The sequence below is a fragment of the Nocardia amamiensis genome (genome assembly GCF_015477605.1).
Lineage (GTDB): Bacteria > Actinomycetota > Actinomycetes > Mycobacteriales > Mycobacteriaceae > Nocardia > Nocardia amamiensis_A.
Genome location: NZ_JADLQX010000006.1, coordinates 162919 through 178027, shown reverse-complemented (window position 1 = coordinate 178027; position 15109 = coordinate 162919). Strand labels below are relative to the sequence as shown.

The 15109-nt window shown below is 67.6% G+C and carries 12 protein-coding genes; 5 read left to right on the top strand and 7 right to left on the bottom strand.

Features of this window, described 5'->3' with window-relative positions:
• Positions 1-53: 53 nt before the first annotated feature.
• Positions 54-1343 (bottom strand): isocitrate lyase, encoded by a 1290-nt coding sequence (gene aceA, locus IU459_RS10320; protein ID WP_195129259.1) that lies wholly within the window; start codon positions 1341-1343, stop codon positions 54-56.
• Between the two features lie 596 nt (positions 1344-1939).
• Between aceA and IU459_RS10315 the strand changes: the two genes are divergently transcribed.
• Complete coding sequence (locus IU459_RS10315; RefSeq protein ID WP_195129258.1) at positions 1940-2371, top strand: hypothetical protein; 432 nt, start codon at positions 1940-1942, stop codon at positions 2369-2371.
• Between the two features lie 192 nt (positions 2372-2563).
• The gene (locus tag IU459_RS10310) at positions 2564-4483 is read left to right on the top strand and encodes a glycoside hydrolase family 15 protein (RefSeq protein ID WP_195129257.1); all 1920 of its coding nucleotides are present in this window, start codon (positions 2564-2566) and stop codon (positions 4481-4483) included.
• A gap of 207 nt (positions 4484-4690) precedes the next feature.
• Here IU459_RS10310 and IU459_RS10305 read toward each other — a convergent pair whose 3' ends face one another.
• Entirely contained in the window at positions 4691-5074 is a 384-nt protein-coding gene (locus IU459_RS10305; protein ID WP_195129256.1) for a nuclear transport factor 2 family protein, read from the bottom strand.
• Positions 5075-5582: 508 nt separating this feature from the next.
• On the opposite strand from IU459_RS10305, the gene IU459_RS10300 reads away from it, so the two are divergent.
• The 3 genes from IU459_RS10300 to IU459_RS10290 all read left to right on the top strand — a co-directional run bounded on the left by IU459_RS10300 (position 5583) and on the right by IU459_RS10290 (position 7397).
• Positions 5583-6032: an RDD family protein gene (locus IU459_RS10300; RefSeq protein WP_195129255.1), complete on the top strand. Its 450-nt coding sequence runs from the start codon at positions 5583-5585 to the stop codon at positions 6030-6032.
• 185 nt (positions 6033-6217) lie between these two features.
• Positions 6218-6655 carry a hypothetical protein gene (locus tag IU459_RS10295; protein ID WP_195129254.1) on the top strand — a complete coding sequence of 146 codons (438 nt, stop codon included), beginning with the start codon at positions 6218-6220 and terminating at the stop codon, positions 6653-6655.
• A gap of 289 nt (positions 6656-6944) precedes the next feature.
• Positions 6945-7397 carry a DUF4254 domain-containing protein gene (locus IU459_RS10290; RefSeq protein ID WP_195129253.1) on the top strand — a complete coding sequence of 151 codons (453 nt, stop codon included), beginning with the start codon at positions 6945-6947 and terminating at the stop codon, positions 7395-7397.
• 125 nt (positions 7398-7522) lie between these two features.
• Here IU459_RS10290 and puuE read toward each other — a convergent pair whose 3' ends face one another.
• The 5 genes from puuE to IU459_RS10265 all read right to left on the bottom strand — a co-directional run bounded on the left by puuE (position 7523) and on the right by IU459_RS10265 (position 14668).
• Positions 7523-8437, bottom strand: a complete 915-nt coding sequence (gene puuE / locus IU459_RS10285; protein ID WP_195129252.1) for an allantoinase PuuE — start codon at positions 8435-8437, stop codon at positions 7523-7525.
• Positions 8438-8507: 70 nt separating this feature from the next.
• Positions 8508-9485, bottom strand: coding sequence for an allantoicase (alc, locus tag IU459_RS10280; RefSeq protein ID WP_195129251.1), 978 nt, complete (start codon positions 9483-9485; stop codon positions 8508-8510).
• Between the two features lie 190 nt (positions 9486-9675).
• Complete coding sequence (locus IU459_RS10275; RefSeq protein ID WP_228837681.1) at positions 9676-11010, bottom strand: DUF6986 family protein; 1335 nt, start codon at positions 11008-11010, stop codon at positions 9676-9678.
• Positions 11007-13823 carry a molybdopterin-dependent oxidoreductase gene (locus tag IU459_RS10270; protein ID WP_195129250.1) on the bottom strand — a complete coding sequence of 939 codons (2817 nt, stop codon included), beginning with the start codon at positions 13821-13823 and terminating at the stop codon, positions 11007-11009. The genes IU459_RS10275 and IU459_RS10270 overlap by 4 nt, the downstream gene beginning before the upstream one ends.
• The gene (locus IU459_RS10265) at positions 13820-14668 is read right to left on the bottom strand and encodes an FAD binding domain-containing protein (RefSeq protein WP_195129249.1); all 849 of its coding nucleotides are present in this window, start codon (positions 14666-14668) and stop codon (positions 13820-13822) included. Before IU459_RS10265 ends, IU459_RS10270 begins: the two co-directional genes overlap by 4 nt.
• Between the last annotated feature and the right edge of the window lie 441 nt (positions 14669-15109).

Below are 15109 nucleotides of genomic sequence, written 5' to 3'. Positions count from 1 at the left end.
TCGCTTCCCTCGGTTAGCACCGGCTGCCGCGCCCGTGGGCGCGGCCGGTCGGATCAGTGGAACTGGCCCTCTTCGGTGGAGCCCTTGAGCGCCGCGGTGGAGGTGTTCGGGTCGACGGTGGTGGCGATGGTGTCGAAGTAGCCCGCGCCGACCTCACGCTGGTGCTTGATGGCGGTGAAGCCACGCTCGGCGGCGGCCTTGAACTCGCGTTCCTGCAGGTCGACGAAGGCGGTCATGCCCTCGCGGGCGTAGCCGTAGGCCAGGTCGAACATGCCGTAGTTGAGCGAGTGGAAGCCGGCCAGGGTGATGAACTGGAACTTGAAGCCCATCGCGCCGAGCTCACGCTGGAACTTCGCGATGGTCGCGTCGTCCAGGTGGGCCTTCCAGTTGAAGGACGGCGAGCAGTTGTAGGCCAGCAGCTGGTCCGGGAACTCGCCACGGACGGCCTCGGCGAACTTGCGCGCGACCTCGAGGTCCGGCACGCCGGTCTCCATCCAGATCAGGTCCGAGTAGGGGGCGTAGGCCTTGGCACGCGCGATGCAGGGCTCGATGCCGTTCTGCACACCGAAGAAGCCCTCGGGGGTGCGGGTGCCGTCCAGGAACTCACGGTCGCGCTCGTCGACGTCCGAGGTGATCAGGGTGGCGGCCTCGGCGTCGGTGCGGGCGATGATCACCGACGGCACGCCGGCGACGTCGGCGGCCAGACGCGCGGAGGTCAGGGTGCGGATGTGCTGCTGGGTCGGGATCAGCACCTTGCCGCCCAGGTGGCCGCACTTCTTCTCGGAGGCCAGCTGGTCCTCCCAGTGCACACCGGCGGCGCCGGCGGCGATCATGGCCTTCTGCAGCTCGTAGGCGTTCAGCGCGCCACCGAAGCCGGCCTCGGCGTCGGCGACGATCGGAGCCAGCCAGTTGGCGACGGAGGTGTCGCCCTCGACCTTGGCGATCTCGTCGGCGCGCAGCAGCGCGTTGTTGATGCGGCGGACCACGGCAGGAACCGAGTTGGCCGGGTACAGCGACTGGTCGGGGTAGGTGTGACCGGAGAGGTTCGCGTCACCGGCGACCTGCCAACCGGACAGGTAGATGGCCTTCAGGCCGGCGCGGACCTGCTGGACCGCCTGGTTGCCGGTGAGGGCGCCGAGGGAGTTGATGTAGTCCTCGTTGTTGACGAGATCCCACAGGATCTCCGAGCCGCGGCGAGCGAGCGTGTGCTCCTCGACGACGGTGCCCTGCAGCTTCACCACCTGCTCCGCGGTGTAGTTACGGGTGATGCCCTTCCAGCGCGGGTTGGTGTCCCAATCCTGCTGGATCTCCGCAGCGGTCTTCGGGGTGCCGGTGGTCGACATCTGTGACTCCACTTCCTCGTTCAGTCGAATGCCCAACGCTCGAGCTGGCAGACAACTCGAACTGCTGGAGCGGCAATTCGCAGGCTTGCTATGGCCTGGGGGTGTACTTCCACACGATGGCACACGAAGAAATGGGCGTCTACCTGTTGCTAATGCGAATCTGAGCTAGGTTTCCCACCCCCTTTGCTAACCCTGCAAAATTTGCCACCGGATTGCAAAGGTTAAATCTACCCATCGGTAGCTCTGACGTGCGGTTTTAGCGTAACGCTCGTACTGTTAGCGGACCGCCAGCGGGGCACGCATGACACGTCCACCCATTCCTGGCTGTGAGCACCTTCACAAGTCGAGTGTGGTCCGCATCACCAGAGTGCGGGGACAGGACCGCGACGTGCCTCTGTGGTCCCGGCAAAGGGGCCGGGGAGAAGTGTCTTTCGAAAGCTGCGGGGGCAGTAATTCCAAACGAGAGTTCACCTCGTGGACGAACGTCGCCGGTCTCATCCGCTGAGAGTGATGCGCTGCTCGTATTTGGCGAGTTGGCTAGGAGAAGCGGTTGCCGGATGCCGGCCGACCTGTCAACACCTCGGGAGGGAGGACCAATGGATCTAGTTACGCAGTTCGAGAGCCTGGAGAAGCGGAGCTCAGCCGGGCTCACGCTGGTGCGGGCCGCGGCCACCGAGTCACGGGAGAAGCTGGAGCAACGCATCGGGCAGGCTCAGGTCGACGTCGAACGGACGGATGCGAAGCAGGAGGTCGGTGAGGCTGCCAGACAAAGGCAGGGCAAGTGGGCTCAGATGAGAGCCGATGCCAGCGCGAAGATGGAGGACATCAAGGCCAAGATCGACAAACGTAACGACCAGATCGACGCGGACATGGCCGCCACGGAGGCCGACTTCGCAGAGGCCGACGCATCCGACGCGATCGCCTACGCCGGATGGGTCGTCGACAACGCCAGGCTCGCGGTCCTGGATGCTCTGGACGCCCGCGCGTACGCCGACGAGCGTGCGAAAGCAGCAACCCGGAACCCGTAGACACGGATGCACAATCCGGGAGGGCCATCCGCAAGCGCCCCCACGACGGACGAACGGCCTCGACATGCCTTGTCGTTGCATGTCTTACCCCCCTGCTGGTGGGAGGACATCGCCGGGCATCGTCAGGCCGGTCGTCGGGAATGGTAATCGGCCCACAACCTGCGTCCGCCAGCCGCCACAGAGGAGCCCGAGGTGAGCGACAGCGACTACGCCCTCATCAGCGACCACGGCCTCATAGGAGACCTGCAGACGGCTGCCCTCGTCGCGAAAGACGGGACGATCGATTTCTTTTGCGCCCCGCGCTTCGACTCCCCGAGCATCTTCGCCTCCCTCCTGGACGCGCGGAAGGGAGGGCGGTTTCGGATCACGTCGACACGTGACGACACCACGACCAACCAGATCTACTTCCCGCAGTCGGCGTGCCTGATCACTCGGTTCATGAGCGAGGCCGGGATAGCGGAGCTCGTTGACTTCATGCCCGTCGACAAGCCGACGAGCGTGAGCCAGAACCACAAAATCGTCCGGGTAGTGCGGTGCCTGCGGGGTGAAATACCCTTCCGTTTGGAGTGCGAGCCGCGCTTCGACTTCGCCCGAAAGCTCCACGAGTTGTCGCTCACGAGCGAAGGCGCCGTCTTCCGCGCGAACGGGCAGGATGTCGTTCTGCACGGCGCCGCCGGCGTGGAGCGCGCGGGTGACGATGGCGTCCGACTCGACTTCAGCCTCGAGGCCGGTGAGATCAGGGGGTTCTTGCTGGAGACTGCAGCAAGCCGAGCGCCACAGCCGGTTTCCCATGGTGAGACGATGGCGCTGTTCGACGGCACCGTCAGGTATTGGCGGGGCTGGCTCGGCAAGTGCACCTACCAGGGCCGGTGGCGGGAGATGGTTCACCGCTCAGCCATGTCGCTCAAGCTCATGACCTACGCGCCGACAGGTGCGCTCGTTGCTTCGCCGACCGTAGGTCTTCCCGAGCAGCTCGGCGGGGAGCGAAACTGGGACTACCGCTACACCTGGATCCGGGATGCCTCGGCGTCGGTTTACGCACTGGTGGGCCTGGGCTACATCGACGAGGCCACGGCGTTCCTGGAATGGGTCTCCGATCGGGTCTCGGAGCAGGTCGGCGTGGATTCCGGGCCGCTCAAGATCATGTACCGAGTGGACGGGTCCTCGGATTTGACCGAGGAGACCCTGCACCATTTCGAGGGCTACAAGGGGTCCCGCCCGGTACGGATCGGGAACGGGGCGGCCGACCAGCTCCAGCTCGATGTCTACGGCGAGGTGATGGACGCGATAGCCCTGGCCGAGCCGTACCAGGCGATCGGCTACGAGGATTGGCTCGAGCTCACGAAGGTCCTCGACTGGTTGTGTGAGAACTGGGACCAGCCCGACGAGGGCGTCTGGGAGACACGCGGCGGACGACAGGACTTCACCTACGGCCGGGTGATGTCCTGGGTGGCCCTGGACCGGGGCATCCGCATGGCGGAGTCCCGGGGACGGCCGGGCGACGTGCGGCGGTGGGCATCCACGCGTGACGCCGTCTCCCAACAGGTCATGAGGAAGTGCTGGAACCCCTCGCGACGCGCCTTTACCCAGCACCCGGGGACCCATGTGCTCGACGCCTCCAACCTCCTGATGCCCCTGGTCGGCTTCGTCGCCCCCAAGGACCCGCTCTGGTTGTCCACGTTGGACGCCATGAATGAAGAGTTGGTCACCGACAGCCTGGTCTACCGCTACAACCCGAGCGCCTCGCCCGACGGTCTGCGGGGATCGGAAGGGACGTTCTCGCTGTGCTCGTTCTTCTACGTCGACGCCCTGACCCGCGCCGGCCGCCTGGAGGAGGCCCAGTACGCCTTCGAGAAGATGCTGACGTATGCCAACCACCTCGGGCTGTACTCGGAGGAGATCGACCCGAGTGGTCACCAGGTCGGCAACTTCCCCCAGGCATTCACCCACCTCGCCCTCATCCACGCGGCCCTCGACCTCGACGCCGCCCTCAACTTCGGACCTGGACCGGTCTTCCAACTCCCGGGCGGGTTGCGTCCGACCACCGTCCTCGACCTGGCGGCCGGACAGCTCCGCCAACCCAGGGACCAGCTCGGGCAACGACCAGAATGAGATGATTCCTCCAGCAGGAGCTGATGGTTCGGCAAGGGTGAATTGGGGATGGCACTCTAGTCGTGGGCGATCGCGCATCCGGAGAAATCGGCGATCCTGCTCGCGGTCTCGATGCGGGACTCAGGGAGTTCGATCATCGCAGGCCACACGCCCGCCCTCACCACTTCGAGACAGAACCTAGTCGGCCCGCGCGCTGTCTGATGTGGATCAGGCAGTGCGCGCAGCGTAGTTGGGTGTGAGGGCGCTCATCGTGCACAACCAGGCGCCGTCCTCGCGGACGAACACCTCGGTGACCCACTCATCGGAGCTGAACGGCTCACCGCGCCAAGCTCCTTTGTTCGTCCCGTGCGCGAGGATCACCGCCACCTCACCGAATACCCGCACTTCAAGCAGTTCGAACTCCATCTCCGAATGAGTCAGATCGCCGGAGGCGACGAGCGACAGGAACGTTTCCCGGTCGCCGGGGCCACCTTCTGGGCCGGTCAATATCCAGTCGGAGGTGGCGAAGCTGCCGATGGAGTCGGCATCGTTGGCGACAATCGCCGCCGCCCATTTGTCGAGCAGAGCCTGGAACCCAGTCTTGTCATCCATACGCCAAGGATCGACCGATCCGCTGCTCCTGTCTTGTACGAATGGAACTACCTGGAATATCGCAGCCCTCACAGCCGAGGCCGGGCATTTGATCGTGTCGGGTGCGCGGCACGGGTGGGCCCGCCGGTCGGCGGACGCTAACGAGCGAATGCCTTCGCCAGCGCACCACTTCGAAGCGCCACGATCCACAGTAGGAAAATGGTTGCTGCCGAGTGGTCCGACAACAGCCATTTCTCTACGTTCGAAGATCACATCCGGGATGACGTTGCGGCTGGGGACGACCGCTGACCGGCTCAGCCGCGGTATTTCGGCAATTTCCTCGGCCAGCCCAATTCCCGCTGTGCAGACAGCAGCAGCGAATCCGACTGCCGGACCGACCCTGCGGCATCCCGTGTCCACGCGCATCTTGGCCGGTGCTGGCCCCGGCCGCCCCACCGACGGGAAACCGCACTTTCCAACGCTAAGATCGGCGGTTCCATCAAGCGGTATCGAATCAGGATTCCCAACAATGACTTTCAGACCGCAGTCGCAGGGATATCAGCAGTCGCAGGTGTGGGTGCCGGAGGAGGCGGGGGAGAACCGGCTGGCTCTGGCCGCGGTAGCGGACAGCTTGCTGGTGTTGTTCGTCGGTCTCGGTGTCTCTCAGCGCGTCTTTCCGGACACCGATGGCGCTCTGGCGTTTCTCGCGGCCTGGGTGGTGTGCGTGCTCGCGCTGTCCTTCGTCAACCATGTGGTCGGCACCCTGCTGTTCCGAGGTAGTGTCGCCAAGCTCCTGTTCGGGATGCGCGTGCTGCGATGGAAGGACGGGCGGCGCCCACGCTTCTGGCAGACGCTGTGGCGATGGCTGTTCGGCTTCGTTCTCATCGCCTTGCAATACGTCTTGGAGGGCGAGAGTGTGGGGCAGGCGTGCGGCCTGCGAACTGTGCGCAGGCGTGATGAGCTGCGCCGTACACCGTGAACGCCGCACTGGCATGCATCCACCACCCAGAGCACCAGAATTGGGGGCATAGAGCCGATAGCACCTGGTTCGCGGCCGCCCTAGAGTCGATGCCGAGTCCGTGCCGTTTACGACGGATCGGTGCTGTGCGCCATATTCTCTGTGCCCGTGGGTGGTCCAATGAAGTCCGGAGAGAAGGAGATTCCGTGAAAACACGTACGTTGCTCGGTGCTGTTGTTGCCGCGGCGGCTGTCTCGATGGCAGGCAACGCGGTTGCCGCGGCCGCGCCGACGCAGATCGCGAATCAAGATCCGGCGGACTATCTCGTCGGCGACACTGTGTATTTCGCCTACGCCAGTTCGAACTGCGCTATCCGGCCGAACGGTGATGTGGGGTGCGATATCCCATTCGGCACGAACCTGTACGGCTTCACCATCTACGACCTCTCCATTGATCTGCCGTTCCTGCCCGCCCATCCGACGTTCGGTCTGGTCGGTGCACACGGCCGCGCAGGCAGCCGACCTATCGCCGGAACTATCAACTACGCGGGCGCGAGCTGCACCGGCGGCGGCCGAGGCGCGCTGACCTGCACCTCGAAGGGCCACAGCTTCAGCTTCGGCTGGTCGGGCACCCAGATCAGCTGACGGACGTCAACCGGCACCAGGCGCGTGTTGGAGGTGATGACCGCTGCGTGTATGCGTTTGCAACGTTCATGCAACCCCCTCCCCGTGTCTGGTCTCGACTGTCCTGCCGCGTCACAGTGTGCGAAATGACATATGCCACCGGATCAGAGGTCGATAAAGCGTTGTCTGGAACTGCCCGACGGCGTGCCGATGCACCACGAAGACCATGGTTTCGGCCGCCATACAACGATCTGGTCGCACAAGTGACCGACGGGGTGCGACGGCTGCCGGCACCGGCGGGAGAGGACTGGTGACGCCACAACCGGACCAAGGCACGCTTCCGGTTCGGGAGGCGCTATTGGCGGCGTGCCGTGGTTGGCCGCCGACAACCGACAGCCCGATCCTGGCGGCGGCCGTTGAACTTGCTGAGCTGCACGAGATCCGGATGAACGGACCGGACGGTGAAGCATGGCAGATCGATCGGGCGCGGCTGCGGTGGGTAGCCGCCATCGACCACTTGGTCGCCTCGAGCACACCGGCTCCGTCTCCGGACGCACCTTTGCACACCGAGACGCTGGGACAGATCATCGACCGAATGGCCCAGCTCACAGCACTTGCGTTCGCCATGCTGATCGACGGACTGGAGACGGCTTTCCACGCCGTCCATACCCAGCTCAATGATCTGGCGAAAGGCTACGAAGACCTCGCCGCCGAAGTGCTCGCCGGAACCAGGCGCCTACCCGTTCGGGACCCCCACCGATAATGCCGCCTCCGTTCGTCGCACGGCTCACCGCCGCCCAGTGTGCGGCCGAACGGCGGACTACCGCGAACCAGGCAATCGAGAATGCGCGATTCCGGCAACGAGAGAGATGCGAGGAATCCAGCAAATCAGGCCGACGGGCCCGCCGGGTGTACCGTGCGCCAGTGTTCGGCGATGTCGATGCGCCGGGTGACCCACACCTGGTCGTAGGACTGCACGTGGTCGAGCAAGCGCTCCAGTGCGGCGGTGCGGGCGGGACGTCCGATCAGGCGGCAGTGCAGCCCGATCGACAGCATCTTCGGGCTGCCTTCCGCGCCTTCCCGATAGAGCACGTCGAAAGCGTCGCGGACGTGGGCGAAGAACTGCTCGCCGGTCGGAAAGCCCGCGGGCGAGGCGAAGCGCATGTCGTTGGTGTCGAGGGTGTACGGCACCACTAGGTGGTCGCGGCCCTGCACCCGCACCCAATACGGGAGGTCGTCGGCGTAGGAATCGGCGTCGTAGACGAACCCGCCGTGTTCCACCACCAGTTCCCTGGTGTGCGGCGAATCGCGGCCGGTGTACCAGCCCAGAGGTGCGGCGCCGGTCAGGTCGGTCAGGATGCGCACGGCTTCGGCCATATGCGCTCGTTCGGTGTCGCGGTCGGTCAGCTGGTAGGACTTCCAGCGCAGCCCGTGGCAGGCGATCTCGTGGCCGAGTTCCCGGAAAGCGGCCGCCGCCTCCGGGTTGCGCTGTAGGGCGCGGGCGACGGCGAAGACGGTCAGCGGCAGCCCGCGGCGCTCGAAGACGCGCAACACCCGCCACAGTCCGGCGCGGGAGCCGTATTCGTAGAGCGATTCCATGCTCATGTGGCGGTTCGGGAACGCTTCCGCAGGTGTCATTTCCGACAGAAACGTCTCGGAATGTGCGTCCCCGTCGAGGACGCTGTTCTCGCCGCCCTCCTCGTAGTTGAGCACGAACTGGACCGCGATCCGCGCGTCGCCCGGCCACTGCGGGTCCGGCGGGTTCGGGCCGTAACCGACGAAGTCCCGGACCTGACCGCTCATGCTGTGTCCCTTCCCGCATGAGCGGAGCCCTCCGTGGTCACGCTCCGCTGCCGCCTTCGGGTCTGACCACTCATCCGCCGAGCTCTCCGTACAGTCGCAACCGCGCCAGCCCACCGTCGGGATAGATGTCCAGGCGTACCTCTTCCACCGACGCGGCCATCGGCGGGATCGGGAATCGGTGTCTGGTGTCGGGCAGCAGCGCGGTGCGCGGCAACAACTCCAGTTCGGTGCCGTCGGTGGTGCGGCCGGTGAGCCGGGCCGCGCCCGGACTGTTGCCCAGGAAATAGGAAGTGTCCAGCTCGGCGAGGCGGATCAGCCCCGGCCCGGCCAGACGGATGCGCACCCAGTCGTTGCCCTCGTCCCTGCGGCGGGCGGTCTCCCAGCCGTCGCCCATGGACCGGGCCAGGCCGGGATAGAGCAATTGATTGGGCGAACTGTAGAAACGGTTGGAGCAGTCCAGCACCAGCGCGCCGTTCTCCAACGCGGCCAGGTCCAGCGGCCCGAGGCCGAGCAGTCGCGGATCGGGTCTTCCCTCGCCGTGCACCCGCAACCGCGCCACGCCGCCGTCGGGATGCATGGTCAGCTTCACGTGCGTCCAGCGTTTCTCGTTCTCGACGGTGAACAGGTTGCGGCGGTCACCCGCGACCGGGGAACGGTCGATCAGCATCACCCAATCATCGCGTGCGGCAATGGTTTCCGCGGCAGGATAGTCCTCGATCTCCAGCGCCGACACCGAAACCGCGGGCGGGTAGTTTCCCTTGAACCACGCGGTGTCGACCACGATGCCGCGGATCACGCCCGGCACGCCCAGCCGCACGATCGCGGAATCGTCGCCGGGCTGCCCGCGATGCCTGCGGGTCTCCCAGCCGTCATAGATCTGGCCTTTGTGCCCGAAGGTGGACGGTCGATGCTCGGCGGGGCCGGGATTGATCAAATTCTCCTTCTCGGCGAAGAATTCGTCATCGGCCCAGATCACCGAGCCGCCGAGCGGGCGGACCGCCAGATCCGGCAGCAGCGTGAACTCTTCGTCCTCGACGCCGTCGTGCATCGCGCCTCCTGGGTCTTCGTGGGACGCCCGCGCCTGGTCGGGGCGATGAGGCGCTCCGCGATCGGCCACGCCTTCAGCGTCGTTCGGAGCCGCACCGTTCGGTAGGCCGCTCACGACTTCGCCTCGCTGGCGCTCGGCTCCGTCGTGCGCGGCGGCGCGCTGCGTCTCCGATTCACTCGCTGACGCTCCCTCACGTCGACTCTTCCGGAATCGGTGCGCGCGCCGCCAGTGCGCGCAGCACCGTCTCGGTCAGCTCCGGTACGCCCGCGGTCGGCCTCGCGCCGCAGTCGATGCCGCGCAGGACCGTGGCGGCCAGCGCTTCGGCCGTGGCAGGCTCGTCCATGACGTCGCGGCCGCGGCGAGCCAGATAATCCAGCAGCCGCGGAACTGCCACGTCGATGGCCCGGCGGAAGAAGTCGTAGGTGGCCAGCCAGCGCGTGACCAGGTGACCGGGATGCATGTCCCAGCCCTGGTAGTACCCGCGCCGCAGGGCTCGGGCGACCAAGCGGTGATGGTTGCGCAGCGCGGCCTCGGGGTTGGCGTCGGGCACGACCTGGGTGGAGCCGTCGCACACCCACACCCCGCTCTGGGCGGCCGCGACCTGCATGACCGCCTTGGCGTAGTCGGCGGCCGGATGGTCCAGCGCCTGGTCCGGCGCGGCGACGCCGCATGCCGCCGTGTAGTCGTAGGTGCCGAAATGCAGTGCGCTGCAACGTCCCTCGGCCAACGTCAGCATTGTGGCCACCGGTGCGGTGCCGTCCGCGGCGAGAATCGCCTGCGGGCTCTCGATCTGCAGTTCGAACCGCAGACTGCCCTCCGCGATGCCGTAACCGCGTTCCAGCCCGACGCACAGCTGCACCAGTGCTGGAACCTGCTGCGCCGCACGAATTTTCGGGACCGTGAAGACGAAACCATCCGGCACCCCGCCCGCGCTCTCCAGCACCAGGTCCAGGGTCCGCAGTGCACGGCGACGCTCACCGACCCCCAGGCCCTTCATCCGGATGCCGCTGCTCACCGGGCGCGGTCGCTGCCCCCGCGCACCAGGGGTGGTTTGCCGGGCGACGTGCTGCCCGCGCCGGAGGTCCGGGTCAGGTTCGTCGGCGCCACCTCCTGTCGCGGACTCTCCGACCGGCGGGCCATCGGAGCGCCGCGACCATGCCGCGAGCACGGCTCCCGCGGCGATAGCGGCCCGGTCCTCCTCGGGGTCGGGGCGCACGCCGTAGCCGTCCTCGAAGTCGATGCGCAGGTCCTGGACCGGGTCCAACTCCAGCCGCTTGCGCACGTCGGGCAGCGACCCGGTGTCGTCGAAGGTGGCCAGCAGATCGTAGTGGCGGTCGAGCAATTCGATCGCGGTCGCGCCCCATTCCGCCGGAGTCTCCTCCGCCACTCGATCGGCCGGAACGTACACCGTGTGGATCGGCTGCGACCTGCCGTTCGATCCCGGATACCTCCGGCGCAGCTCGGCGTCGACCGTGTCGAGCATCGCCTCGATCCTGGCGCGGACGTGCTCGGGCACCTTGGTCATCGCGACTCCTTCTTCCGCAGCGCGGCCCACACCCGGTCCGCGGTCATCGGCAGGCGGTCGAGGCGGACGCCCACCGCGTCGCGGATCGCGTTGGCCAGCGCGGGCGCGACCGGGTTGTACGGCGACTCGCTCATCGATTTGGCGCCCAGCGGCCCGAGGGTGTCGGCCGTTTCGGCGAAGTACACCTCGGTGCGGGGCACGTCGGCGAACTGCGGCACGTGGTAGTGCCGCAAGGTCTGCGTGAGCATCACGCCGTGGTCGCTGCGCATGTCCTCGTACAGCGCGGTGCCGATGGCTTGCGCGACACCGCCTTCCACCTGCCCGCGGCACTGCACCGGGTTGAGAACCGTGCCCGCGTCGGCCGCCTGGATCGATTGGAGGATGCGGACCGAGCCGGTGCCGGGGTGCACGGCTACCCGGAAGGCGTGCACGTTGAAGCTCACCGACCTGGGGCTGCCCGCGTGGTCGGCGCGCGCTGTCAGGTCGCCGGGAGCCAGCAGCTCGGACGCGCCGAGTAGCTGGTCACCGCAGTGCACGCCGCCGGACATCAGCACACAGTCGTGCTCCGGGACGCCCGATAGCTCGGCCGCTCTGGCCAGCAGCAAGCCGCGCAAGGCTCCAGCGGCGGCGTAGACGGCCTTGCCCGCGACCACGATGCCGGTGGAGCCGAACGCGCCGGTGTCGTACTCCACCAGGTCGGTGTCGGCGTGCCGGATCACGATGCGGGACACGTCGGTGTCCAGCGCGGTGGCCGCGAGCTGCGCGTGCACCGTAGTGGTGCCGTTGCCGAATTCCGCTGTGCCGACTCTGATCTCGTAGCGTCCGTCGGGCAGCAGCGACGCCGTCGCGGTCGATCGGTGGCCGCGCGGCGGGATGGTCGCGATCATCGCGGCGGCCATCCCGGTGCCGACGCGCCATTCCGGGCCGGGCGCGTGCACGTCATTGCCCCGCAGAAGTGCCCGCTCGGCCAGGTCCAGGCACTGGTCCACGCCGTAGCTGCCGAACATCAGGTCGCCCTCGTTCACCGCGGCTCCGACGAACCGATCGCCGGGCACCACGACGTTGCGGCGCCGGAATTCGAACGGGTCGATGCCGAGCGCATGCGCGAGATCGTCCAGCGCCGACTCGACCCCGAAGATCACCTGCCCGAGTCCGTAACCGCGGAACGCCCCGGAGGGGACGTTGTTGGTGTAGACCGCTTGCGCGTCGACGCGCTTGTTGGCGCAGCGGTAGAGCTCCACCGACTCACCGACGCCGTGGAACATCACGCCGCCGCTGTGGTTGCCGTATGCCCCGGTGTCCGCGAGCACGTCGACGGCCAGCGCGGTCAGCACTCCGTTCGCGTCGGCGCCCGCCGTCACGGCGACCCGCATCGGGTGCCGGCAGGTCGCGGCGGTGAACTCGTCGGAACGGGTGAACTCGTACTGCACCGGCCTGCCGGTCCGCAGGACGGCCAGCGCGATCAGGTCCTCGGCCAGCATCTCTTGCTTCGCGCCGAATCCGCCGCCGACTCTGGCCGCGAACACGCGGACCCGCTCGGGCGGCAGTCCGAAGACGCGGCACAGTTCGGCGCGCACCAGAAACGGGACCTGGGTACTGCATCGGATGACCAGCCTGCCCGCGTTGTCCAGCCATCCGACCCCGCCGTGCGTCTCCAGATGCACGTGCTGCCCGCGCGGTGAATGCCACACACCACGCACCACCTGGGCCGCTGCCGCCAGACCCGCCGCCACGTCGCCCACCTCGCCGTGCACTTCGGCGACCAGATTGCGGCCGGGATCGTCGATGCGCGCCGAATCCGGCTTGTCACCATGCAGTTTCGGCGCGTCGGCTCGCAACGCTTCCTGCGGGTCGAACACCGCGGGCAGCATCTCGTAGTCGACGTGCAGCAGCCGGACCGCCGCGCGGGCGGTCGCGAGGCTCTCCGCCACCACCGCGGCCACCCGCTGCCCGACGAATCGGACGGTCCGGTCCAGCACGTAGGTGTCGTCGGGGTCGTCCGTCCGCAGCTCATGTCGTGCGGTGGAGAACGCCACGTCCGGCGCGTCGGCGTAGGTCAGCACCGCGTGCACGCCCGGCAGCGCCTCGGCGTGCGCGGTGTGGATCGATCGGATTCGGGCGTGCGGGTGGGGACTCCGCAGCACGGCGATATGCAGCGGTGCGGCCGGGGGCCCGTCGGCCGCATCGCCTGTTCGCTGCCGGTCCGCCGCGGAGGAATCGGCGGCGAGCTCGCCCTGTGGCAGGTCGAGGGTGAAGGGCTCGTTGCCGGTGACGATGCGTGGTCCGGCGATGGCGCCGACGCCCGCGCCCGCGCCCGTCGTCACCGTCTGGTCGAGCGCGATGGCGGCGGGATCGTCCGGGGTGGACGGCTCGCCCAATGCCTCCCGGATCGCCCGGTAACCCGTGCAACGGCACAGGTTTCCCTTCATCAATTCGGCGAGTTCGCTCTCGCGTCCGCCGAGCGGTCCATCCGGGGCGCACTCCAGTCCCACGGCGGTGACGACCATGCCCGCGGTGCAGAAACCGCATTGGAATCCGGCGTTGTCGACGAATCGGCGCTGCACCGGATGCGGGTGCTCCGGCGTCCCGAGCCCGGCAGCCGTCGTGATGGAACGGCCGGCCGCGCGGTAGGCGGGAAACACGCAGGAGTGCACCGTCATTCCGTCGACCAGCACCGAGCAGGCCCCGCAATCGCCCGCGTCGCATCCCTTTTTCACGGCCAGGTGGCCACTCTCGCGCAAGGCCGTGCGCAGGCACTGCCCCGGTCGCGCCTCGAACTCGACAGGCTGCCCGTCCACCTCGAACCGCGTCATGATGCGCGTTCCCGTAGTTCACCGGCGACTTCGCGGGCGAGCAGCCCGGTGACGTGCCGGCGCCATTCCGGCGAACCGTGCGGGTCGTCGAACCAGAGCGTGGGATCGATCGCGCCGAGGGCGTCCCGCAGCTCGGGGTCGCTCGGCGGTGCGGCGAAGTCCAGGACGACCGGCTTGGTCGTGGCGGCCGTGATGGTGACCGCACTGCGGCCGTCCGGATCCCGCCGCCCCATCACTACCGCACCGGACCGGCCGAGTGGGGCAAGCGCGATCTTCCGAAAGCTGGTGTGGGCCAGCAGACTCGATCGAGGCAGGTAGATCGAGCGCAAAACCTCGCCGGGCCGCAGGGCCGTGTATCCAGGACCGAGGACGAAGTCCCGCAAGGGAATACCGCGATCGACGCCGTCCGCCGCCCACACCAGCGCCAAGCCGTCGAGCGCGACCAGCGCGCCGAGCACCGCACCGGCGGGCAGCGCGAGACAGACGTTGCCTCCGACGGTCGCGGTGCGCCAGATCTTGTGTGAGGCCAGCAGCGCCCGGCATGACTGCGCGAACAGCGCCGTCCCCGGCCACTGGTCGCGCAAGACCGGCTCGCCCAGCTCATGTCCCTGCGCCGCACCGGCGAACTCGGCCAAGGTGCAGGTCGCGGCGATCTCCAGTCCGTCGTCGACCGCCTCGAAGGCGGGCCAGCCCATGGTCGTGATGTCGACCAGGCGGACCAGCTGATCCTGCGGTTCGGAGAACAGGAAGGTGCCGCCGGCGAGCACCGCGGCCGACTCGCCGAGCAGGGTCAGGTCCGCTCGCTCGCGGGCGATCACCACCTCGCGGATCGTGTCCAGGTCCACGTCTCACCTCGTTCCTGCCTCCCCGTCACGGTAGAGCCAGTCGGTTGCCGCCATATTGCGCCCGACGCACGCCAGATTGCGCGGCCGTTACCTCGCCGCGCGACGACCGCCCGCGGCAGGGAGCCACCGCGGCCGCGCGCTTCCCAGGCGCGCCATCCGCGATCCAGAGCTCCCGCCCGCTCCGCTGGTCGCCCGAGCCGACACTGCTTCAGTATCTCGCGTCCGGCCTGACCAGGCACGAAACCTCGCTCACCGCCGCGATTGCGCTTCGCGCCCGCTGTACCGACCGAAACCGCACCCCGATTACGGCCGACGCACCATCGATGTACGCGACGTTCCGATCCGCAGCTGACTTCGACCGACGCCGACGCGGGGCGTCCACCGCACCGCCTCATCCAGCGCGATCTCGCGCACCGCCAGCAAGCTCGCAGTGTTACACCG

What these genes read in the sequence shown, in the direction of transcription:
- IU459_RS10270 (WP_195129250.1), bottom strand. Translation starts at nt 13,823, where the DNA reads ATGACGCGGTTCGAGGTGGACGGGCAGCCTGTCGAGTTCGAGGCGCGA.
- IU459_RS10300 (WP_195129255.1), top strand. Translation starts at nt 5,583, where the DNA reads ATGACTTTCAGACCGCAGTCGCAGGGATATCAGCAGTCGCAGGTGTGG.
- IU459_RS10305 (WP_195129256.1), bottom strand. Translation starts at nt 5,074, where the DNA reads ATGGATGACAAGACTGGGTTCCAGGCTCTGCTCGACAAATGGGCGGCG.
- IU459_RS10275 (WP_228837681.1), bottom strand. Translation starts at nt 11,010, where the DNA reads ATGACCAAGGTGCCCGAGCACGTCCGCGCCAGGATCGAGGCGATGCTC.
- aceA (WP_195129259.1), bottom strand. Translation starts at nt 1,343, where the DNA reads ATGTCGACCACCGGCACCCCGAAGACCGCTGCGGAGATCCAGCAGGAT.
- puuE (WP_195129252.1), bottom strand. Translation starts at nt 8,437, where the DNA reads ATGAGCGGTCAGGTCCGGGACTTCGTCGGTTACGGCCCGAACCCGCCG.
- alc (WP_195129251.1), bottom strand. Translation starts at nt 9,485, where the DNA reads ATGCACGACGGCGTCGAGGACGAAGAGTTCACGCTGCTGCCGGATCTG.
- IU459_RS10315 (WP_195129258.1), top strand. Translation starts at nt 1,940, where the DNA reads ATGGATCTAGTTACGCAGTTCGAGAGCCTGGAGAAGCGGAGCTCAGCC.